Origin of the sequence: Paraburkholderia tropica (assembly GCF_914484835.1) — a bacterium.
Classification (GTDB): domain Bacteria; phylum Pseudomonadota; class Gammaproteobacteria; order Burkholderiales; family Burkholderiaceae; genus Paraburkholderia; species Paraburkholderia tropica_A.
On the sequence record NZ_CAJZAR010000038.1, the window covers coordinates 16822 to 38989 of the forward strand.

Here is a 22168-nt window from a genome sequence, read left to right on the forward strand (position 1 = left end):
ATTCGAACCTCGATCACACCAGCCAGGCCCGAACGCGCATGACCAGCCCGAAGTCCGCGAAAACCGTCAAGACCGTGTGCCCATACTGCGGTGTGGGCTGCGGCATGATCCTGCACGTCGAGGATGGCGCGGTCACGAAGATCGCCGGCGACGCCGAGCATCCGACCAACTTCGGACGTCTGTGCACGAAGGGTTCGTCGGCGCACGTGGCGCTGCGCAATTCGGGCCGTCTCGAACGCGCGTTCGTGCGTCACGCGCGCGACGAGGACCCGGTGCCGCTGCCGATCGCCCAGGCGATCGCCGACACGGCCGCACGGCTGCGCGCAACGCTCGACGCGCACGGCCCCGAAGCGCTTTCGTTCTACGTCTCGGGCCAGATGTCGATCGAGGCGCAGTACCTCGTCAACAAGCTCGCGAAGGGCTATGTCGGCACCAATAACATCGAGTCGAATTCGCGCCTGTGCATGGCGAGCGCGGGCAGCGGCTACAAGCTCTCGCTCGGCGCGGACGGCCCGCCCGGTTCGTATCAGGACTTCGACAAGGCCGATCTGTTTTTCGTGATCGGCGCGAACATGGCGGACTGCCATCCGATTCTGTTCCTGCGCATGATGGATCGCGTGAAGGCGGGCGCGAAGCTGATCGTCGTCGATCCGCGCCGTAATGCGACTGCCGACAAGGCCTCGCTGTTCCTGCAGATCAAGGCGGGCACCGACCTCGCGCTGCTCAACGGCCTGCTGCATCTGCTGCACGAAAACGGCCGCACGGATGCCGCTTTCATCGCGCAGTACACGCAGGGCTGGGACGAGATGCCCGCGTTTCTCGCCGACTACACGCCGGAGAAAGTCGCGGAGATCACCGGCATTCCCGCCGACGATATCCGCCGCGCCGCGCAGATGATCGGCGACGCGCCCGAGTTCATGACCTGCTGGACCATGGGCCTGAACCAGAGTACGCACGGCACCTGGAGCACCAACGCGATCTGCAATCTGCATCTGGCGACCGGCAAGATCTGCCGTCCCGGCAGCGGGCCGTTTTCGCTCACGGGCCAGCCCAATGCGATGGGCGGGCGCGAGATGGGTTATATGGGTCCGGGCCTGCCGGGCCAGCGCTCGGTGCTCTCCGAGGAAGATCGCGGCTTCGTGGAAGACGCGTGGTCGCTGCCGCGCGGCACGCTCACGACGAAACTCGGCGGCGGCACCATCGACATGTTCGAGCGCATGGCGGCCGGCGAGATCAAGGCGTGCTGGATCATCTGCACGAATCCGGTGGCCTCGGTCGCGAACCGCAAGAACGTGGTGGCCGGTTTGCGCGCCGCCGACCTCGTGATCGCGCAGGACGCGTTTCTCGACACCGAGACCAACGCCTACGCCGACGTGCTGCTGCCCGGCGCGCTCTGGGCCGAGGCCGAAGGCGTGATGATCAATTCCGAGCGCAACATGACGCTCATGCAGCAAGCCGTCGAGCCGCCGGGCGAGGCGCTGCCCGACTGGGAACTGATCGCGCGCGTGGCCTGCGCGATGGGTTACGAAGACGGATTCAGCTACGCGAGCGCGGCGGAAGTGTTCGACGAGATCGTGGGCTTTTCGAATCCGAAGACCGGCTACGATCTGCGCGGCGCGAGCCACGCTAAGCTGCGCGAAACGCCGCTGCAATGGCCGTGCGCGCCCGCCGATGTGCAAGGCGCGCAAAGCGAGCGCAATCCGCTGCGCTATCTGAACGACGGCGTGAGCCAGACGCTGCGCGAAAACGCCGACGGCACGCGCCCGCGTCTCGCGTTCGCCACGCCGCACGGCAAGGGCGTGTTCTTCGCGCGTCCGCACGTTGCGCCCGCCGAACTGCCCGACGGCACCTTCCCGATCGTCTTCAATACGGGCCGATTGCAGCATCAGTGGCACACCATGACCAAGACCGGCAAGGTGGCGATGCTCAACAAGCTCAATCCGGCGCCGTTCGTCGAGATTCATCCCGAGGATGCGAGCGCGCTCGGCATCGCCGCGAAGGATCGCGTGGAAGTGCGTTCGCGGCGCGGCCGCGTCGTGCTGCCCGCCGTCGTGACCGATCGCGTGATGCCCGGCAACTGCTTCGCGCCGATGCACTGGAACGACGTGTTCGGCGACGAACTCTGCGTGAACGCTGTCACCAACGACGCCATCGATGCCGTTTCTCAGCAGCCCGAACTAAAATTTTGTGCAGTCGCGCTGACGCGCGTCGAAGCCGAAGCCGTGCCCGCACCCGGCACCGCCGCGCCCGACGCCCAACCGACTCCCGAGCGCGCCGCCGCTCCACTGCTCCAGGAAAGTACCATGTCCCGCGAAGTGACCCACGACGGCGCGCGCCTCGACGCGTTTGCGAATCTGTTTGGACTGGGCGAGCTGGCCGCGCCGTCGCTGAACGAGACGGAACGGCTCTGGCTGGCGGGTTTCGTCGGCGGCTTGCGTGCGTCGCAGGCGCGCGGCGAAGCGGTGCCGTCGCTGCCCGCGCATGCGCCGTTCGCGCCCGCCACGCGCGCGTGGCTCGACGGCACGCTGGCGGGCTTGTTCAGCGTCGGCGCGCCCGCCGCGCTGGAATCGTCGCAATCGACGCAATCGACGCAATCGACGCAGGGCAATCACGCGATTCACGCGCTGCAAGGCGACAAGGCTTCGGCCGTGCGCATCGCGCATGCGCGTCCGAAAGTGACGCTGCTGTGGGCCTCGCAGACCGGCAATGTCGAGTCGCTGGTCGAGCGTTACGCGATGCAGCTGATGGAGTCGGGCTTCGAAATCCGCGCGACCTGCATGGCCGATTATTCGCTGGAGACGCTGGAAAAAGCCCAGTACGTGCTGCTGATGACCAGCACGTTCGGCGATGGCGATGCGCCCGATAACGGCGAGCCGTTCTGGTCGGCGCTCAAGGCGGAGAATGCGCCGCGCCTCGCGTCGCTGCGCTATGCCGTGCTGGCGCTCGGCGACCGCAACTACGATCAGTTCTGCGGCCACGGCCGCAATCTCGATGCGCGGCTCGACGCGCTCGGCGCGCAACGCCTGATGGCGCGCGTGGATTGCGACAGCGAGTATCAGGAGGCCGCCGACGCGTGGCTCGATCGCGTGGTGTTGCGCATCAAGGAAGAGGACGCCGCGCTGCACGCGGTGCCCGCCGGCGGCGCGATTCCCGAGGCGCTGCCCGGCAGCGCGCCGACCAAGGCGCGGCCCGCCGCGTCGCGTCTGATCGGCAACGTGCGCCTGAACATGAAGGGCGCGTCGAAAGACACGCGTTATTTCTCGCTCGCCACCGGCGAGGCGGGACTCGAATACGAAGCGGGCGATGCGCTCGGCGTGTGGCCGACCAACTGCCCGGCGCTCGTCGACGAACTGCTCGATCTCACGCATCTGCACGGCGACGCCTCCGTGGACGTGCCGGGCGCGGGCACGATGCGGCTCGCCGAGGCGCTCGCCACGCACTACGAAATCGCGCGGCCCGGTCCCGACGCGCTGGCCTTCGTCGCCGCGCGTGCCAAGGACACGGGACTCGCGGCGATGCTCGGCGAGGACCGCAAGGGCGACCTCAAGCAATGGCTCTGGGGCCAGCAGCTCGCCGACGTGCTGCACGAATACCCGGTCGAACTCTCGGCGCCCGAACTGATCGGCATGCTCAAGCGACTTCAGCCGCGCCTCTATTCGATTTCGTCGAGCCCGAAGGCGCATGCGGGCGAGGTGCACCTGACGGTCTCGGCGGTGCGCTACAACAACGGCCGCCGCGAGCGCAAAGGCGTGGCGTCGACGTTTCTCGCCGACCGCGTGGCCGAAGGCAGCGTGCCCGTGTTCGTGCAGAAAAGCACGCACTTCCGTCCGCCGCGCCATGGCGATACGCCGATGATCATGGTCGGCCCCGGCACGGGCGTCGCGCCGTTCCGCGCCTTCCTGCACGAGCGCCGCGCGCGCGGCGACTCGGGCAGCAACTGGCTGTTTTTCGGCGAGCAGCACGCGGCCACCGACTTCTACTATCGCGAGGAACTGGAGCAGATGCGCGACGACGGTCTGCTCAATCGCCTCGACCTCGCGTTCTCGCGCGATCAGCAGGACAAGATCTATGTGCAGGACCGCATGCGCGAGCAGGGCGCACAGATGTGGTCATGGCTCGAAGAGGGCGCGCATCTGTACGTCTGCGGCGACGCGAGCCGCATGGCCAAGGACGTGGATGCCGCGCTCAAGTCGGTGGTCGCGCAGCATGGCGGCATGAGCGACGAGGCCGCCAGTGAATACGTCGGACAGATGGCGCGCGACAAGCGCTACGTGCGCGACGTGTACTGAACGCGGGCGCGCATTTCAGCTGACGTTATCGCGCGCATTGAGGCCATCGAGCCGTTACGGCAGCGCATGCCGATGGCGGCGCACGCGCCGTTCGCCCCGCGCACGCGTGCTCGCCGGACGGCCCGGCGCGGTGCCGAGCGCCGCGTAGCGGCCGTGCTCGGCGCTCTTTTTCGCGAGCGTATCCGGCAACAGGATCGCGCACAGGAAGGTCAGACTCGCCCCCGCCGTGACGGCGACGGCGGACATCGCGAAAGCTTCGAACATCCTTTCCCCCGACGGTAGAATGAGGGCGCGCCGAGGTTGGGCGCGCACGACCCCATTTTGCGCAGCGCGCCCGCGCGCGTCCAAGACGTTATTGCGATCGGCACGATAAGCGCGCCTTATGATTGGATTGCAGTGTCGCTGCGGGCGGAGGTGGCGTCGATGTCGGACAATCGAAAGGTGCGCTGAGAACACCGCTGAGCCCAATCCAGGAGACCGCCGCCTTGATGCTTCGCCCGATCCGCTACGTGCTCACCGTGGCCGAGTTGAAGAATTTCACCCGCGCGGCCGAGGTGCTGCACGTCTCGCAGCCGGCGCTTTCGCAGCAGATTCGTCAGCTCGAAGAAGAACTCGGCGCGGCGCTGTTCGACCGCAGCGGCCGCGCGATCAGTCTCACCGATTTCGGGCGCGTCTATATCGAGCACGCGCGCAAGGCGCTCGATCATCTCGACGCGGGCAAGCGCGCCTTGCAGGACGTGCGCGGCCTCACGCGCGGTTTGCTGCGCCTCGCCTATGCGCCCACCTTCGCCGAATATCTGATCGGTCCCGCGCTGCGCCGTTTTCATGCGGCGCATCCCGCCATCGCCGTGGAAGTGAGCGAACTGCCGCTCGAAGAAATCGAATCGCGGCTCGAACGCGACGCGCTCGATCTCGGCATCGGCTTTACCGATGTGCGCTCCGAGCAACTGCACACCCAGCCGCTTTTCGCGGAGCCGATCTCGCTGCTGGTCGGCACGGGCCACGCGCTCGCGCGGCGGCGCAAGCCGATCACGGCGCAACAGCTTCAGGACGTGCCGCTCGCACTGCTGAGCCCGGATTTCGTGGTGCGTAAATTCGCCGATGCCTATTTTCGTGCGCACCAGATTAGCCCACCCGTGATCGTGCAGGCCAATGCCGTGGGCACCGTGCTCAAGCTCGTGAAGGACGGCGCGCTCGCGACCGTGCTGCCTTCCACGGTGCTGCGCGAGCATCGCGGACTCGCCAGCGTGCCGGTCACGCCCGCGTTGCCGCAACGCACGGTGGCGCTGCTGGCGCGCAAGCGCGCGACGCCCACGCTCGCCGCGAGCGCCTTCACGACGCTCCTGATGGCGATGATCGAGGAAGAGGGCCTGGAGCGCGTAGGCGCCTGAAATAGCGGGCTGCGAAGGCGCTTAGCGCGCGCGGCCGCGCCAGATTTCGTGGCCCGCGCAGGTCGCGAGAAACACGCCGAGCAGGATGGCGGCCACCGAAGCCGATTGAACGTCGGCGTTCGCGGCACTGTCGCTGGCCAGCGCGCGCAACCAGAGTCCCGCGCCCGCCGCCGTGGCGGCGAGTCCGACGGCCAGGCCGGTCGCGGCCATCATCGTGCGCTCGCGCGCTTCGTGTAGTGATTTCATCATGTCGATCCCCGACGAACGTAGTCATCGTGTGCACGCAAAAAGCGTGCCGCACGTCATGACGATACGTCGCCGGAAATCGGACGACATCCGCGGACAAAAATAGACGCCGCGAAAAACATGCGAAAAACGCATGATGGGCTGGTGGCGCGCCTGGCGGCCGTTGTTATCGACGCTCGCTGCCCGTGGCGCGCTTTTGCTGATACATCGAGGTGTCGGCGCGCACCATCAAGTCGTCGATCGAACCCGTGAAGTCGCCGCCGGCCGCCGCGTTGCCGACGCTGCAACGCAGTTCGTAGGGCTTGCGCGCCGTGCGGTTGAATACGTCGAGCTGCGTGCGGATGCGTTCGATGGCGGCGAGCGTGCCGGCTTCGTCGGCGTCGCCGAGCAGCACCGCGAACTCGTCGCCGCCCAGCCGGCCGATCACGTCGCCTTCGCGCAATGCGGTCAGCAAGATCGTTGCGAACGCAACGAGTGCGTGATCGCCTTCGGCGTGACCGTAGGTGTCGTTGATCTGCTTGAAGCCGTTGAGGTCGAGATAGAGCAGCGAGACGGGCCGCTGCGCGCTGCGGCGCATGCGCAACGATTGTTCGGCGAGCTGTTTGAAGCCGCGCCGGTTCGACAGGCCGGTGAGTTCGTCGGTGGTCGCCATCTGCGTGGCGGCGATTTCTTCCTGCGCCATGTCGGCGAGGTCGCGCAGCACCACGCGTTCTTCGTCGTCGAATTCGCGCGGGCGGCTGTCGATCAGACAGAGCGTGCCGATCCGCATCTGCTGTCCGGCCGAGAGCGGACAGCCCGCGTAGAAGCGGATGTTCGGCGCGCCCGTGACGAGCGGGTTGTCGGCGAAGCGCACGTCCGTGCGCGCGTCGCTGACGAAGAAGAGGTCGTCGCCGAGAATCGCATGGCCGCAGAACGAGACGTCGCGCGGGGTTTCGGAGACGTCGAGACCCGGATGCGACTTGAACCATTGACGCCGCGTGTCGACGAGCGTGACGGCGGCGATCGGCACGTTGAACAGACGTCGTGCGAGGCGCGTGATGCGGTCGAAGCGTTCCTCGGGTTGCGTGTCGAGGATCTGAAACGACCGCAGTGTCTCCACACGCTCGGCTTCGTTTTCCGGTGCAGACGGTCGGAGCATGAGTGAGGGCGATGTGAACGATGGGAGTTTCGATTCTAACGCCAGGCGTCTGTCGAACGCGAGTTATGTGGCGTGCCGCCTTTCGAAATCGCTGCGTTCGCAAGCAGAATCGAATGCTGGACGAATCACTCAATTCGCGCTCGACTCGCGCTTGTTGGGTTTAAGCGCTTTGAATCGATGCACAGGTTTCAAAGAGCAATGCGCGTGCCCAGCGCCGCGCCGGATCGCGATGCGTACGTTCGTGCCACGCGGCGGTCTTCGTGAAGCCAGGAATCTCCAGCGGAGCGGGCAGCACGGCGAGGCCTTCGGCGCGCTGCGCGAGACGTTGCGGGACCACGGCGATCAGATCGCTCGCGCGCAGGATTTCGGGCAGCACGAGAAAGCTCGTGACCGAGAGCGCGACGCGGCGCGTGCGGCCATGCTGCGCGAGCGCTTCGTCGGTGACGCCATGAAAGCCGCCGCCCGTGTACGACACCAGCGCATGATCGAGCGCGCAAAAACGCGCGAGCGTGATGCGTCCGCGCGCGGCGTCGGGATGATCGGCGCGCATCACGCACACATAGCGCTCGTCGAACAGACGCCGCGCGTGCAGATCGGCGGGCGTGCTCTCGGGCGTGACGAGCGCCACGTCCACGTCGCCGCGCGCCAGTTGCGCGTGCAGCGATGGATCCTGCACCGGCACCACGGCCACGCGGATGCCCGGCGCTTCGCGGCGCAGCACCGCGAGATACGGCGCGACGACGGCTTGCAGCGCGTAATCGGTGGCGGCGAGCGTGAGCGTGAAGTCGGCGCTCGCGGGATCGAAGGCTTGCGGCGTGAGCAGCGTTTCCACTTCGCCGAGAATCTGCTTGAGCGGCGCGACGAGTTCGAGCGCGCGCAACGTGGGCGCGATGCCGCGCTGGGTGCGGATGAACAGCGGGTCGTCGAAGGCTTCGCGCAGGCGCACGAGCATGCCGCTCACGGCGGGCTGCGTGAGCGCGAGACGGCGCGCCGCGCGCGTGACGTTGCGCTCGTCGAGCAGGGCGTCGAGCGCGCGCAAGAGGTTCAGGTCGATCGTCCTGATATCGGCGGGCATGATTTCAGATTTGCTGTGTCATCGAGATGGATGATTTCAGCATAACGGGTTGCGAGGCGGCCGTCCAGCGCGGGAGGTCGGCAGGATAGCGAAGTAATCGGGTACGATGAGGGCGTGCCGTGAACGATAACGAGGAGCCCGTTCGTGCCGTCCGCCGATTTCGCCATCCGTCCCATCGAGGCCGCCGATCATGCCGCGTGGCTCGCGCTCTGGCAGGCCTATTGCCGTCACTATGACGTGACGCTCGACGAGCGCGTGACCGCACGCACGTGGTCGCGCATCGCCGATCCCGCGGAGCCGATTCACGCGCTGATCGCACACGGGGAGGGCGGTGAGCCGCTCGGTCTGTGCAATTACGTGCTGCATCCGAACACATGGAGCGACCAGCAAGTCTGCTATCTGGAAGACCTCTACGTGGCGCCGGAAGGGCGCAGAAAGGGCGTGGCCACGGCCTTCATCGAGCGGCTGCGGGAGATCGGCGAGCGCGAGCACTGGTTTCGCATTTACTGGATCACGAACGAGGCGAACGAAGCGGCGCAGGCCGTGTACGACCGCATCGTGCCGCGCAGCGGACATATCCGCTATGAAATCGCGCTGAATAAAAAGTAAGTATGTCGAACTAATATTGAGCGCAAAAAAACGCCCTTGCAGCATGATGCTGCAAGGGCGTTTTTGCGTGACGCTCACGACGCCCCGCGCAAGGCGAGGCGCATGATCGACACTTACTTCGCTGCGGCTGCGAGCGCGTCGTTGAACGTCTTGCTCGGACGCATGACTTCCGCGAGCTTCGCGAAGTCAGGCTTGTAGTAGCCGCCGATATCGACCGGCTTGCCCTGAACAGCGGCCAGTTCGCCGACGATCTTCTGCTCGTTCTCGGCCAGTGCCTTCGCGAGCGGCGCGAAGTGAGCGGCGAGTTCCGCGTCGTCCTTCTGCGCGGCCAGCTCTTGCGCCCAGAACAGCGACAGATAGAACTGGCTGCCGCGGTTGTCCAGCTCGCCGGTCTTCGGCGACGGGCCCTTGTTGTTGTCGAGCAGCTTGCCGGTCGCGGCGTCGAGCGTCTTCGCGAGCAGCTTGGCGCGCGCGTTGTTCGTCTTGATGCCGAGGTCTTCCAGCGAGACGGCCAGCGCGAGGAATTCGCCGAGCGAGTCCCAGCGCAGGTGGTCTTCCTGAACCAGCTGCTGCACGTGCTTCGGCGCCGAACCGCCTGCGCCCGTTTCGTACATGCCGCCGCCGGCCATCAGCGGAACGATCGAGAGCATCTTCGCCGACGTGCCCAGTTCCATGATCGGGAACAGGTCGGTCAGGTAGTCGCGCAGGATGTTGCCGGTGACCGAGATCGTGTCCAGGCCGCGGATCACGCGCTCGAGCGTGTAACGCATCGCGCGAACTTGCGACATGATCTGGATGTCGAGGCCCGTCAGGTCGTAATCCTTCAGGTACGTTTCGACCTTCTTGATCACTTCGTTTTCGTGCGGACGGTACGGGTCGAGCCAGAACACGGCCGGCGTGCCCGAGTTCTTCGCGCGCGTGACGGCGAGCTTGACCCAGTCGCGGATCGGCGCGTCCTTCACGAGGCACATGCGCCAGATGTCGCCTTGCTCGACCGGCTGCGTGAGGGCTTCGAGCACTTCGCCGGTGGCGTTGTCGACGATGCGCGCCGTGCCGTCCTGCGGGATTTCGAAGGTCTTGTCGTGCGAACCGTACTCTTCAGCCTTCTGCGCCATCAGGCCGACGTTCGGCACCGTGCCCATGGTCTTCGGGTCGAATGCGCCGTTGGTCTTGCAGAAGTTGATGATTTCCTGGTAGATGCGCGCGAACGTGCTTTCCGGGATCAGGCACTTCGTGTCGGCCGGACGGCCGTCGGCGCCCCACATCTTGCCGCCTGCGCGAATCATCGCGGGCATCGATGCGTCGACGATCACGTCGTTCGGTGCGTGCAGGTTCGAGATGCCCTTGGCCGAATCGACCATCGCCAGCGCCGGACGGTGCTCGTGGCACGCGTGCATGTCGCGGATGACTTCTTCACGCTGCGATTCCGGCAGCGCTTCGATCTTCGTGTACAGATCGACGAGACCGTTGTTGACGTTCACGCCCAGTTGTTCGAACAGCTTGGCGTGCTTCGCGAACGCGTCCTTGTAGAACGTGCGCACGGCGTGGCCGAACACGATCGGGTGCGAGACCTTCATCATGGTCGCCTTCACGTGCAGCGAGAGCATGATGCCCGTCTTGCGCGCGTCTTCCATCTGGTCTTCGTAGAAAGCCAGCAGCGCGGTCTTGCTCATGAACATGCTGTCGACGATCTCGCCGGCCTGCAGCGAAACCTTCGGCTTGAGGACGATGGTTTCGCCGCTCTTCGTCACGAGTTCCATGCGCACTTCGCGCGCCTTGTCGGTCGTGATCGACTTTTCGCCGTGATAGAAGTCGCCATGCTTCATGTGCGCGACGTGCGTGCGCGAAGCCATGCTCCACTCGCCCATGCTGTGCGGGTGCTTCTTCGCGTAGTTCTTGACGGCCAGCGGTGCGCGGCGGTCCGAGTTGCCTTCACGCAGGACCGGGTTCACGGCCGAGCCGAGGCACTTCGAATAACGCTTCTGGATGGCCTTTTCTTCGTCGGTCTTCGGATCTTCGGGGAAGTCGGGGATCTTGTAGCCCTTGCCCTGCAGTTCCTTGATCGCGGCGACGAGCTGCGGCACCGATGCGCTGATGTTCGGCAGCTTGATGATGTTGGTTTCCGGCAGTTGCGTCAGACGGCCCAGCTCAGCCAGGTTGTCGGGGACGCGCTGCTCTTCCGCGAGGAATTCGGGAAACTCGCCGAGGATACGGCCCGCCACGGAAATATCGCTGGTCTCGACGTTCACGCCGGCCGGCGCAGCGAAGGTGCGGATGATCGGCAGAAACGCGCTGGTGGCGAGCAGCGGCGCTTCATCGGTCAGGGTATAGATGATGGTGGGTTGCTGGGTACTCATCGGCTTCTTGGCGGGTTCTCAAACAGGGTGGTGACACCACCGGCTGCGCGCAGTCGGCGAAACACCTGGATTTTGCCTGATTTTGGAGCGGCCCGGGGGCCAATCGAACAAGGATTTCATATCGTGAAATTGCGTTGCGTGGCGTCGTTTCGTCACGAAGACGTCGCGTTTGGCGTGTTCGAGCGGGGCGCGCGCTGAAAACGTTATCGCGCCAAGTGGCCGTCGCATAAGGGTTAATGGCGTGTCGAGGGCGTTCCGGCGGCCTTCCGCGCCTATTTTCGTTTTGGCCCTCGATTCTTTGTCAAGCTGGTAAAGACCCTTGCGAAAAGCCGACCGAATCGGGCAGTCTTATAGAAGAATTTTTTTCCGGGACAGATCGTTTCGGGGGGTGTTTTCCTGGTCGTTTAGTGGGGTATTGGTCGTGCTGCAATGCGCAAAACGATCGGCGCCGGACCGGGATGCGGTGCGGATATCGATTGCCTTGCGAATTATTGGAGGGGGCGATGCGGCGATCGAGCGCGGATTGTGCGTGTGCGCAAAAGCAGAAGGACGCGCGCGAAGATGCGCCGGACTGGATCGCGGGCGGGGCGGTTGTGACCGCGGCGATCGGTGGACTCGTTGCGATCATCGGCCTCGCGCCGCGCGTGTACCGCAACGTATGCGAACGAGCTGCGCGAGATGGATCGGCACGCGGGGCTTGCGGCTTTTGCGCAAGCGCCCGCGTGGCAGACGCTTACTTGCGATTCAAAAACGCCAGCAGATCCGCATTGACCTGATCGGCCATCGTCGTGCACATGCCGTGCGGGCCGCCCGGATAAATCTTGAGCGTGGCGTCCTTGACGATCTTCGCCGAGAGCTTGCCCGCGTCGTCGATCGGCACGATCTGGTCGTCGTCGCCGTGCAGGATCAGCGTGGGCACGTCGATCTTCTTCAGGTCCTCGGTGTAATCGACTTCCGAGAATTCGTGCACGCATTCGTAGAGCGCGAGGATGCCGCCCCACATGCCTTGTTGCCAGAACGAATCGATGGTGCCCTGCGAGACTTTCGCGCCTTCGCGATTGAAGCCGTAGAACGGCACCGCGAGGTCCTTGAAGAATTGCGAACGATCGTCGACGACGCCCTTGCGGATGCCGTCGAACACCTCCTTCGGCAGCCCGCCGGGATTCTTTTCGCTCTTGATCATGATCGGCGGCACCGCGCCGATCAGCACCGCGCCCGCGACCCGCTTCGTGCCGTGACGGCCGATGTAGTGCGCGACTTCGCCGCCGCCCGTCGAATGGCCGACGAGCGTGGCTTCTTTCACGTCGAGCTTGTCGAGCAGGTCGGCGAGATCGTCGGCCCAGGTGTCCATGTCGTTGCCCCTGGCGGGCTGGTCCGAACGGCCGTGGCCGCGGCGGTCGTGCGCGATGGTGCGAAAGCCCTGCTGCACGAGAAACAGCATTTGCGCGTCCCAGGCGTCGGCCGTGAGCGGCCAGCCGTGGGAGAACACGACCGGGCGTCCGCTGCCCCAATCCTTGTAGAAAATCGACGTGCCATCGCGAGTGGTGAACGTGCTCATGTGCAGCTCTCCTTGTTCAAGCCGGGGAAGAAACGACGAGGGGAGTGACGCCGGAGCCGCGAGGTTTCGCGACGCGCCGCGTGGCCGCGTGGCGAAGGCTGCGTCCGGCGCCGGAGGTCATGCGCGATCAGACGGAATCATGCGTGCGCGGCAGCGTGGCCCGGACACGCGCATGAGTATAGAGAGGATGAAAAAGCGATGGCGTCACGCTGCGCATTTTGAATTCGCGCGCCGCGCCGCGAGCTGTGCATGTGCACATTTGCGTAATAAACGCGCGGGGTGTTTCAGTTCGCGTGATGAAAGCGGTGCTTGAAACATGCGTGAAGAACGCGTGAAAAACGCACAAAGCACGCGCAATGCCTCACGCCGACGGCTGCGGATAGCCGTGTGCGGACAGCCAGTGGCGCACCATGCGCGCCTGTTCGGCATCGAGCGATTTGAGGACCTGTTCGGCGGGCTGCTTGCGCAAGGCTTCGACGATGGGCGCGAGCGGCACGCCTTGCAGATGCCAGACGCCGAGCGGCTGATCGGGCGTCACGACCACTTCGGCTTCGGCGATCAGGTCGCCGTCGATCACGGGCGCGCGCTCGATCACCAGCTGGCTGAAATCGGCGCTCGATTGCGAGGGTTCGTCGTCGGGCCAGAGGCGGCGCGTTTCCCAGAACGGGCGCGTAGCCCAGCGCTGTTCGAGCGCGTAGACGTCGCGGCCCGTGCGCGCGAAACGCGTGAACAGCTGTTCGATACGCTGCTGATGAAAGCGCAGCGCGAGCGGCGCGCGCTCGGGGCAGCTCAGCAGCGTGTGAATCACGGCGGGCGCCTGCAAGGCCGACGACAAGGACTGGAAGATGCCGTTGCCCGACAACGGATCGACGGCCAGCGCCGCGTCGCCGACCCGCAGCCAGTTGTCCGCGCCCGTGCGTCCGCAGAGCGTGGCTGTGCTGCTGCGCGCGTAGAGGCGCGCGTCGGTGTCGGTGTCGCCCGCGAAGAAGTCGCTCGCGAGCGGCGCGTGGCGCATGCGCGCGCAGAATGCGGGCAACTCGTTGCGCGGCGGCAGCTCGGCGCACGCGACGTCGAGCGTCATCTGCCAGTAACAGCGGCCGTCGGGCAGGCGCGCCATCCACGCCCAGCCGTCCGGCAGGCTTTCGACGGCGCAGGCCGCGCTGCCGGGCTGGCCATCCCAGCTATTGAGCAGGCTGAGCGTTTGCGGGCCGCGCGTGGCGTCGCGCATGAGCGGCGCGAGCCGTCCGCGCGCCTCGACGAGAAAGTCGGCGCGCAGCGAGAGCGGGCCATCGCCGGTCTCGATCATGAGATCGTGTCCGTCCGGTGACGATTGCAGCGTACGCACGTTCGCTTCGATCACGTCGACGCCCGCGCTGCGCATGTCCTCGCGCAGCGCTTCGTCGAACTCGCGGCGGTCGACCAGAAACTCCGCGTTAAGCGTTTGCAGCACGCCGTTCCAGAGCGTCGTGCGCACGCAAGGTCCGTGCGCGCAACTGGCGGCGCGATGCAGATTCGCGTGGCGCAGCCCTTCGATGACGCGCGTCGACAACGCTTCGACAGCATCGAAACGGCGCCAGTCGCTGACCACTTGCACCGCGTAGCCGAGCATCGCGAGCGCGCGCGCGACGGCGGCGCCCGCAGGCCCCGCGCCAAGCACGACGATGCGCGGCGCGGCGGGCGTACGCATCGGGTCCGTACGCAGCGGGCTGGCGCGTTCGATGCTCATCGCCATTCAGCCAGCGTGGGCAGGGGAGAAAATCGGGTGGTGCACACTGTCCCCCGTTGTGAGTGAAGCGGGGCGTCATCTTCGTAGATGACGCGCATGAAAGGGCAATCTGGCATGGTTGCCGCGATAAGTCCATCCGGTCAAAGACGCATTTTTTTCGGCGTATTTCGACCTGATGCGCGATGGGTGCCCTTGTCATGCGGATGGGTAATGCGCGATGCGTATGAACGATCGTGCTCGCACGATTGATGCGTGGTGCTGAATGATTCGTCCAATGAAAAGCGCATCGCCGTCCGGTTGAGGGACGGCGATGCGCGTTCTTCCGAGCGGGTTTGAAAATTGCCAGCGGATGGTTCGGCTAACGTGTTTCAGACAACGCTATGCCATCATGCGCGCCCCAGGTCGATCAGCGATTGACGACCTGCTTCGGATACGACAGCGCCAGCGCGCCGCCGATCACCATGCAGACAGCGAAGCCATACAGGCCGGCGCTTTGCGAATGGAAGGTATCGCGCAGCCAGCCGATGAAGTAGGTGCTGCCGAAGCCGCCGAGGTTCGCAATCGAACACGCGAAGGCAATGCCGCCCGCCGCCGCCGAGCCCTTGAGAAAGGTCGAGGGCAGCGACCACACGACCGGCATGGCTGCTGCCGCGCCCGCGTTCACGAGCGAGAACAGCAGCACGGTCGACAGCGTGCCGTGCGAGCCGCCCGCCGCGACGGCCAGCGCCACGGACGCGACGAGGAAGGGCACCACGATATGCCAGCGGCGCTCGCGCAGACGGTCCGAACTCGCGCCGCACCAGAGCGTGGCGATCACGGCGGCGGCGTTGGGCACGGCCATCAGCCAGCCGATCGTGTAGGTGTCTTTCACGCCGGTGTCGCGCAGGATCGTCGGCAGCCAGAAGCTCACGGCGTAGAGGCCGAGCAGCACGCACAGATCGATCAGGCCGAGCGCCCACACCTTCGGATCGACAAAGGCCTTGCCGAGCGCATGGTTCTTGCCGCCGGTGGAATCGGCGTCGAGATTGCCGCGCAAGGTCTTCTTTTCCTGCGCGTCGAGCCACGGTGCCGATTCGATGTTGTTCGGCAGCCAGCGCAGGATCGCGAGGCCGAGCAGCACCGAGGGCAGGGCTTCGATGAAGAACAGCCATTGCCAGCCGCCGAGGCCGTGTGCGCCGTCGAAGAAGCGCATGATCCAGCCCGAGATCGGGCTGCCGATCATGCTGGAGAGCGGCAGGCCCACCATGAACAGCGCGACGATGCGCGCGCGCCGCGCGTCGGGATACCACTGCGTGAGGTAGAGCAGCACGCCGGGCAGGAAGCCGGCTTCGGCCACGCCCAGCAGGAAGCGCACGATATAGAACTGCATGGGCGTGGTCACGAACATCGTCGCGCCCGAGAGAATGCCCCACGTGATCATGATGCGCGCGATCCACAGCTTCGCGCCCACGCGCTGAAGAATGAGGTTGCTCGGCACTTCGAAGAGGATATAGCCCGCGAAGAACAGGCCCGCGCCGAGACCGTAGATCGTGTCGCTGAACTTGAGCGCGTCGAGCATCTGGAGCTTCGCGAGGCCGATGTTGATCCGGTCCAGGTAGGCCGCGAAATAGCACAGACAAAAGATCGTGATGAGGCGGAACGTGACCTTGCGGTATAGCTCGCCGTGTTGGGCGCCGGCAGGTGAAAGTGTGGCGCTGCCGGATTGCACGGTTGACATGGAAGGCTCCCTGGTGGGATGAAGCGGATGGAAGTTAGTCGTCCGATGCGTGCACACATCGAGCGCTCACAGATGACTGTATAGCATGTCAAAAACTAAGCGTATACGCTCTAAATATTCTGGTGAATCGGTAGAGGTAAGGGTTTTCATCAGGCGCGCGTTGGCGAAGCTTTCAGCCTTTAAACAAGGCGTATTTGCGCTGCGAATGCGGGCTTGTTCACGCAGCGAGATGGTGCTGAAACAGCACTAAATTTGTGCGAATACGCTCGAATTCATAGCGTCGACGCTGGATTGCGACTGGCCTGATCCTTGCGTTGGCCGAGCCTCGTGGCACGCTCGTTCGTTTTCGTCCCTGCATCGGCGTAATAAATGCGCGGATGATCGAAAGCAAATTGCGCGCTGCCGCGCGTATCGGGCGTCAATGTCTAAGGTGTACACTACATTTTTTCGCCAACAGGCCGTTTCCGGCCGGATCTTCATGCCGTCTCCCAAGGACTCTTACGACTTCCACGATCAGGTGGGCCATCTGCTGCGCCGCGCCTATCAGCGTCACGTCTCGATCTTCCAGGAAGCCATTCCCGATTCCGACCTCACCGCCGCGCAGTTCGTCACGCTGTGCGCCGTGAAGGAAAAGCAGGGCTGCTCGCTCAACGACATCGTCAAGACCACGGCCATCGACCAGGCCACCATTCGCGGCGTGGTCGAGCGCCTGAAGTCGCGTGCGCTGATCGAAGTGCTGCCCGACCCCAATGACGGCCGTAAGCTGCTCGTGCGCGCCACGCCCGCCGGTCTCGCGCTGATCGAGCGCACGGTGCCGTTCGCGAAGCAGGTGACCGAGCGCACTTACGGCGAACTCAACGCGGGCGAGCGCGTGGCGCTGCTGTTCCTGCTGCGCAAGATGATGGAATCGGACGGCGAATAACGTAGTAAAAACGTGCGCCGCTAGCGGGCGGCCCCGGCCGCTTCCGCGTGGCGCGCGTCGAGCAATCTGCCCGCCGCGCGCAAGCCTTCGCGGATCGTGTCGGGCGTGAAGGGCGGCGCGTAAAAGCGCACGCCGGTCGCATCGAAAATCGCATTCGCGAGCGCGGCCGGTCCCGGCACCGAAGCCGATTCGCCTGCGCCCATCGGCGGCTCGCCCTGGCGCGGCATCAGCACGACGTCCACGGCGGGTAGTTCGGGGAAGGTCAGGATGGGGTAGCTGCCCCATTCGCGGCTCGCCACCTTGCCGTCGGCGAAACGCACGCGCTCCTTTAGCGAGCGGCTCAACACCTGAATCACGTTGCCGTGGATCTGATGACGCACGCCGTCGGGATTCACCATCGTGCCCGTGTCCTGGCCCACGGTGATGCGCTCCACGCGCACCTCGCCGGTCACGCGATCGACCACCAGATCGACCGCCCACGCAGACCACGCCGCGCCGAAGCCCGGAAAGCGGCTATGCACGTAGCGCGCGTAGGCGATGCCGCGTCCGCGTGCATATCGCTCGTCGCGTTCGTCTTCATTTGCCGTGGCGCTGCCTTTCGTGCGCGATCTCCAGCCCGCGCGTTGCGCGACTGCTTCGAGCAACTCGGCGGCGCGCTCATCTTGCAGATGGCGCAGGCGGAAGTCGAGCGGATCGACGCCCGCTTGCGCCGCGAGTTCGTCGGCGAATGCATCGTGCGCGAACGAATTCGGCAGCGCGGAGACGCCGCGAAACCACGACGACCGCACGAGCGGCGCGAGATCCTCGCAGACGAAACGCCGGTTCGCGCTTACATAGGGCGAGACGGCGGTGCGGTCGCCCATTTCGAACACGCGCGGCTCGCTCGCCACCCCGCCCGTGAGCAGCGCGGCCAGCAACGGCGCATCGTTCGACGGATAGCGCGTGCGGAAGTCGTAGCCCGTCATGCGCCCATCGCGCGACACGGTGCCGGTGACCTCGACCACCTGGCCCGTGCCCTTCGGCTCCCACGCGTGCTCGTCGGCGCGCGTGAGCTGCACGCGCACGGGCGCCTGCACGGCGCGCGAGAGCAGCAGCGCGTCGCCGCAGACATCGTCGGCGCAATTGCGGCCATAGCAGCCCGCAGCCTCCATGCGCACGATGTCGATGTCGGCTTCGTCGCGGCCCGCAAGCGTCGCGAGGTCGTAGCGCAGCGAGACCGGATTCTGCGTGCCCGACCACACGGTGATGCGTCCTGCGCCCGGCTCGCGATAATCGGCGAGCGCGCACGACGGGCCGATCGAACCGTGCATCTGATACGGCCAGACGTAGGTGCGTGTGAGCGTGAGCGCGTCGGGCGCGGCGCGCGCGGCCTCGACGTCGCCTTCTTCGAGCAGCGGGCGGCGCACGGCGGGCGCGGCGAGGATGGCCGCGCCGGGATCGTCGAGCGAAGGCAGCGCGGGCAGCGGCTTCCACGTCACGCGCAATTCGCGCGCGGCGCGCATCGCCTGTTCCTCGCGTTCGCACACCACGCCGACGAAATCGCCGTGCACGACCACGGCGCGCAGCCCCGGCACATGCGCGACCGATTCGCGATCGACGCTATCGAGCAGCTTGCCGACGAACGCGCCGCTATCGATGCCGCTATAAGGCGGACGCACCACGCGGCCGTGCAGCATGCCGGGCACGCGCATGTCGTGCACGAAGGTCAGCGCGCCCGTGGCCTTCGCGGGAATATCCACGCGCGGCGACGACTTGCCGATCACGCGATACGTCGACGGGTCCTTCACCACGGCCTTGAGATCGAGATCGAGCGCGATGCGCTGGTTCGCCACGAGTTGCGCGAAGCTCACGCGGCGCGCGTCGCGTTCTGCATCCTTGAAGAAAACGTCGGCGTTATCGGTGGCGAGTGCGTTGATATCGGCGCCGAAATGCCGGGCCGCGAGATCGAGCAGCGCAAGGCGCGCCTGAGCCGCCGCGCAACGCAGCGGCGTGGCCGAAATCTGGATCGAGGCGCTCGCGATGGTCGGCCCCTGATTCGGTGTCGCGGCGGTGTGGCCGAGCTGCATCGATACGCGCGCGGCAGGCACGTCGAGTTCCTCGGCGACGATCTGCGCGAGCGAGGTGCGAATGCCCGTGCCCAGGTCGACGTGGCCGTTGAACGCGAGAATGCGGCCGTCGTCGAGCACGGCGACGAACACTTCCGGCACCTCGGGCACGAACGACGAGAGGCTGCCCGGCTGGCCGGGCGCGGGCTTGACGGGCGGCGCGGGCTGACGCACGACGGTGAGGCAGCCCGCGCGCGCGAGCAGTTCGGAGCGGTTCACGGCAGAGAGTTCCTGTGGCGGCGCGGCGGGCGGGCGTGTGAGGTGGCCGGGTTCGCCTGTCGCCCGTGCGCGCGTTCGCCTGACGTTAAGCCGACAAAAAACGCGCGTCAAACAATGGGCCCAGCAACGAGGCGCAACGACGAACAACGCGCGAAGGTTGCGCTCAGCGGGGCGCGGCTTCGATTGCGGCGATGGCGTCGTCGAGCGGCATCACGGCGGCGTACTTCTGCTGCATGTCGAAGAGGTTGGCGTTGTGCGGCTCGATCGCGCGGTCGCCCACGCAGTCGGAGAGCACGAGCGGACGAAAACCATGCGACATCGCATCGACGACGCTCGCGCGCACGCAGCCGCTCGTCACCGCGCCCGCGACCAGCAGCGTCTGCACCGCGCGTTGCGATAGCCACGGCGCAAGCTGCGTGCCGAAGAACGCCGACGGCACGGTCTTGCGCACCACGAGTTCGCCGCGCGCGGGCGTGAGTTCGGGCACGATCGCGCTGTTCGGATGATCCTCGGTGAGCGTGGCCATGCCCGGCACTTTCAGCGAGAACACGTTGTCGTCGCTGCCGTCGGCCGCGTAGACGATGCGGCTGTGCGCGACCGGCCAGCCGTGTTCGCGCGCGAGGGCGAGCGCCTGCTGCGTGCGGGCGATGGCGGGCGCGATATTGCCGCCGCCGAAGGTCTTCGGGTCCGCGAAACCCACCACGAAGTCGATGATGAGCAGGCCGATGTTGCCCTTCACGGGCAGCGGCGTGCCGAAGCCTTGCTGGCGGTAGACGGCGGCTTCGGCGTGATCGCTGTGATGTGCGTGATCGTTCATGTGCGAATGTCCTGCGAATGAATTGGCGCTCAGAAACGGCGCTTAGAAGCGGCGCTCAGCGCACGACGCGCCCGTCGCGCACGACGGTGTCGTCGTCGAGCTTGACGGTGCAGTTGCGCAGCGGAATGTCGATATGGCAGGTCGTGGTGCGCGAGCCGCCGCCTTCGTTGTTCGGTCCGAGCGAGAACAGGAAGTTGCCTTCGAACGCGCGCGCGTCCATGCCGATAGTCGCCTCGCGATCGTAGAGGCCGAGCGTCGACCAGCGCGCGCGCGGCTGCAATCCCCAGCCGATGTGCGAGATCGCATAGCCCTCGGGATCGGCGAACGTTTCCATGTAGTCGCGCAGCAGCGCGGCATCGACGCCGCCTTCGATCTTCGTCGCGTAGCCGCCTTCGACGGTCAGCACGATCGGCTCCGTCACATAGCGCTTTTGCGGCAGCAGGATGTCGCCGCGATCGATCACGATGGTGCCGTGCGCGGTGCGGTCGTCGGGATACGTGAGCGCGAAACCGCTCGGCCAATGATCCCAGCGGCCCGGTTCGTCGACGAAACCGTATTCGGCGGTCGGCCCGAATTCGCCGAGCGGGCAGACGAGCGCCGTGCCCGCGGGCGAACTCACGCGCATCTCGCGCGCCGCGCTAATCTTGCTCGCGGCGGCGAGCACGCGCTCGCGGTCTTCGCGCGTGGGCACGAGGCGCGCGAGCACTTCGGGCGGCTCGACCGCGAGCAGGATCTTCGTGCCCGACTTGAGGATGTCGTGCTGCTCGGGCGAAAAGAGCAGCGTCATGAGGTCGAGCACGAGATCGCTGGCCTTGAGCGCCGCGATGGCCGCGTGATTGCCCGTGAGCGGCGTGGTGCCGAGCCACGCGAGCGAGTCGCGGCTGAAGGCTTTTTCGCCATTGACGGGCGGCAGGTCGAGCCGGTTGACGATCGCGCCCATCGACTGCGTGGCGATCAGCGCGCACGCGAGCGTTTGCGGATGCGTGGCCACGCTCGTGAGGATCGTGACGGTCTGGCCGGCTTCGAGGCGCGAGAGCGTGAGCACTTCCTTCCACGCTTCGATCAATTGATGGTCGCTGACGGGCATCGTGAGTTCTCCGGTGAGCGTTGCGAATCAAGCCGTGACGGCCGTGTTGACGTCGGCGTTTTGCGCGAGCGGCGCGCCGAGAAAATCGCCGAATGCCGCGTAGAAACCGGTGGCGTTGTCCCACGGAATCATGTGGCCCGCGTCGGGCACGCGCACGTGCTGCATCGCGGGCGTGGCGCGCTGCAGTTCGGCCACGTCTTCGTCGCGCACCACGTCGCCGCGTTCGGCGGTGATGAGCAGCGCGGGCTGCGTCAGTTGCGCGGCGTCCGCGTGGAAGTCGTCGGTATGGAAGCCTTCGTATGAAGCGAGCACGGCGCGTTCATCGCAGGTGTGCAGCCATTCGGCGCGCAGACGCAATTCCTCGTCGGTCCACGTGGGGCAGAACGCGCGCATGCCTTCGGCGTCGATGCCCTGACGCGCGAGCGCCATCGAATCGACGTACCACGGCAGCTTGCCCGGATACTCGCGGCGTCCCGGGCCGGAGACCGGCGGATCGACCAGCACCACCGATTCGAGCGCGCGATCCGCACGCAGCGCTGCGCGGGCCGCGATGCGCGCGCCCATCGAATGACCGACCAGCGCATAGCGTTCGAGGCCGAGCGCGGCGGCCAGCGCGACCACGTCGGCGGCTTGCGCATCGACGCTGTAATCGAGCGTGGCCGACGCTTCGGAAAGACCGCGTCCGCGCACGTCGATCACATAGGTGTCGAAGGCCGCGCCGAACACCTCGCCGACGAAGCCCCACGTGATCGCCGGACTCGTGATGCCGGGAATGACGATGACCGCGGGCCGTGCGGCGCGCGCGCGATCATTGCCGCCGTAGCGCAGATAGTGCTGGCGGATGCCGTTCGCGTGAACGTTCGCGCCGTAGAGAAACGTGCTGGACATGAGGGGCTCCGGTTGCTTGACGGA

Annotated in this window: 16 protein-coding genes; 4 read left to right on the forward strand and 12 right to left on the reverse strand. The window is 66.0% G+C overall.

Annotation, left to right across the window (positions count from 1 at the left end):
• Positions 1–38: 38 nt before the first annotated feature.
• Positions 39–4289: a bifunctional nitrate reductase/sulfite reductase flavoprotein subunit alpha gene (locus tag LDO54_RS10035; protein ID WP_224009763.1), complete on the forward strand. Its 4251-nt coding sequence runs from the start codon at positions 39–41 to the stop codon at positions 4287–4289.
• A 54-nt stretch (positions 4290–4343) separates the two neighbouring features.
• Here the strand turns inward: LDO54_RS10035 and LDO54_RS10040 are convergent, their stop codons facing one another.
• Positions 4344–4553 (reverse strand): hypothetical protein, encoded by a 210-nt coding sequence (locus tag LDO54_RS10040; protein ID WP_224009765.1) that lies wholly within the window; start codon positions 4551–4553, stop codon positions 4344–4346.
• A 224-nt stretch (positions 4554–4777) separates the two neighbouring features.
• Here LDO54_RS10040 and cynR point away from each other — a divergent pair, with 224 nt between their 5' ends.
• Positions 4778–5680 carry a transcriptional regulator CynR gene (gene cynR, locus LDO54_RS10045; protein WP_224009767.1) on the forward strand — a complete coding sequence of 301 codons (903 nt, stop codon included), beginning with the start codon at positions 4778–4780 and terminating at the stop codon, positions 5678–5680.
• Positions 5681–5701: 21 nt separating this feature from the next.
• Here cynR and LDO54_RS10050 read toward each other — a convergent pair whose 3' ends face one another.
• The 3 genes from LDO54_RS10050 to LDO54_RS10060 form a co-directional block, all read right to left on the reverse strand.
• Positions 5702–5929 (reverse strand): hypothetical protein, encoded by a 228-nt coding sequence (locus tag LDO54_RS10050; protein WP_224009768.1) that lies wholly within the window; start codon positions 5927–5929, stop codon positions 5702–5704.
• Positions 5930–6092: 163 nt separating this feature from the next.
• The gene (locus LDO54_RS10055) at positions 6093–7064 is read right to left on the reverse strand and encodes a GGDEF domain-containing protein (protein ID WP_224009770.1); all 972 of its coding nucleotides are present in this window, start codon (positions 7062–7064) and stop codon (positions 6093–6095) included.
• A gap of 160 nt (positions 7065–7224) precedes the next feature.
• Positions 7225–8139 carry a LysR family transcriptional regulator gene (locus tag LDO54_RS10060; protein ID WP_224009772.1) on the reverse strand — a complete coding sequence of 305 codons (915 nt, stop codon included), beginning with the start codon at positions 8137–8139 and terminating at the stop codon, positions 7225–7227.
• A gap of 144 nt (positions 8140–8283) precedes the next feature.
• On the opposite strand from LDO54_RS10060, the gene LDO54_RS10065 reads away from it, so the two are divergent.
• Complete coding sequence (locus LDO54_RS10065; protein ID WP_224009774.1) at positions 8284–8748, forward strand: GNAT family N-acetyltransferase; 465 nt, start codon at positions 8284–8286, stop codon at positions 8746–8748.
• A gap of 113 nt (positions 8749–8861) precedes the next feature.
• Here the strand turns inward: LDO54_RS10065 and LDO54_RS10070 are convergent, their stop codons facing one another.
• The 4 genes from LDO54_RS10070 to LDO54_RS10085 all read right to left on the reverse strand — a co-directional run bounded on the left by LDO54_RS10070 (position 8862) and on the right by LDO54_RS10085 (position 16106).
• Positions 8862–11105 (reverse strand): NADP-dependent isocitrate dehydrogenase, encoded by a 2244-nt coding sequence (locus LDO54_RS10070; protein WP_224009776.1) that lies wholly within the window; start codon positions 11103–11105, stop codon positions 8862–8864.
• A 733-nt stretch (positions 11106–11838) separates the two neighbouring features.
• Positions 11839–12663: an alpha/beta fold hydrolase gene (locus LDO54_RS10075; RefSeq protein ID WP_224009778.1), complete on the reverse strand. Its 825-nt coding sequence runs from the start codon at positions 12661–12663 to the stop codon at positions 11839–11841.
• A 361-nt stretch (positions 12664–13024) separates the two neighbouring features.
• Positions 13025–14389: a flavin-dependent monooxygenase QhpG gene (gene qhpG / locus LDO54_RS10080; RefSeq protein ID WP_224009779.1), complete on the reverse strand. Its 1365-nt coding sequence runs from the start codon at positions 14387–14389 to the stop codon at positions 13025–13027.
• Positions 14390–14795: 406 nt separating this feature from the next.
• The gene (locus tag LDO54_RS10085; RefSeq protein WP_224009781.1) at positions 14796–16106 is read right to left on the reverse strand and encodes an MFS transporter; all 1311 of its coding nucleotides are present in this window, start codon (positions 16104–16106) and stop codon (positions 14796–14798) included.
• 478 nt (positions 16107–16584) lie between these two features.
• Here LDO54_RS10085 and LDO54_RS10090 point away from each other — a divergent pair, with 478 nt between their 5' ends.
• A complete protein-coding gene (locus LDO54_RS10090) occupies positions 16585–17028 on the forward strand; it encodes a MarR family winged helix-turn-helix transcriptional regulator (RefSeq protein ID WP_065059047.1) in 444 nt (147 codons plus the stop codon).
• A 20-nt stretch (positions 17029–17048) separates the two neighbouring features.
• On the opposite strand, the gene LDO54_RS10095 is transcribed toward LDO54_RS10090, so the two are convergent.
• From LDO54_RS10095 to LDO54_RS10110, 4 genes are all read right to left on the reverse strand, one after another.
• Positions 17049–19352, reverse strand: a complete 2304-nt coding sequence (locus LDO54_RS10095; protein WP_224009783.1) for a xanthine dehydrogenase family protein molybdopterin-binding subunit — start codon at positions 19350–19352, stop codon at positions 17049–17051.
• A 163-nt stretch (positions 19353–19515) separates the two neighbouring features.
• A complete protein-coding gene (locus LDO54_RS10100; RefSeq protein ID WP_224009785.1) occupies positions 19516–20169 on the reverse strand; it encodes an isochorismatase family protein in 654 nt (217 codons plus the stop codon).
• 55 nt (positions 20170–20224) lie between these two features.
• Positions 20225–21256, reverse strand: coding sequence for a 2,5-dihydroxypyridine 5,6-dioxygenase (locus LDO54_RS10105; RefSeq protein ID WP_224009787.1), 1032 nt, complete (start codon positions 21254–21256; stop codon positions 20225–20227).
• A gap of 27 nt (positions 21257–21283) precedes the next feature.
• Entirely contained in the window at positions 21284–22144 is an 861-nt protein-coding gene (locus LDO54_RS10110) for an alpha/beta fold hydrolase (RefSeq protein ID WP_224009789.1), read from the reverse strand.
• Between the last annotated feature and the right edge of the window lie 24 nt (positions 22145–22168).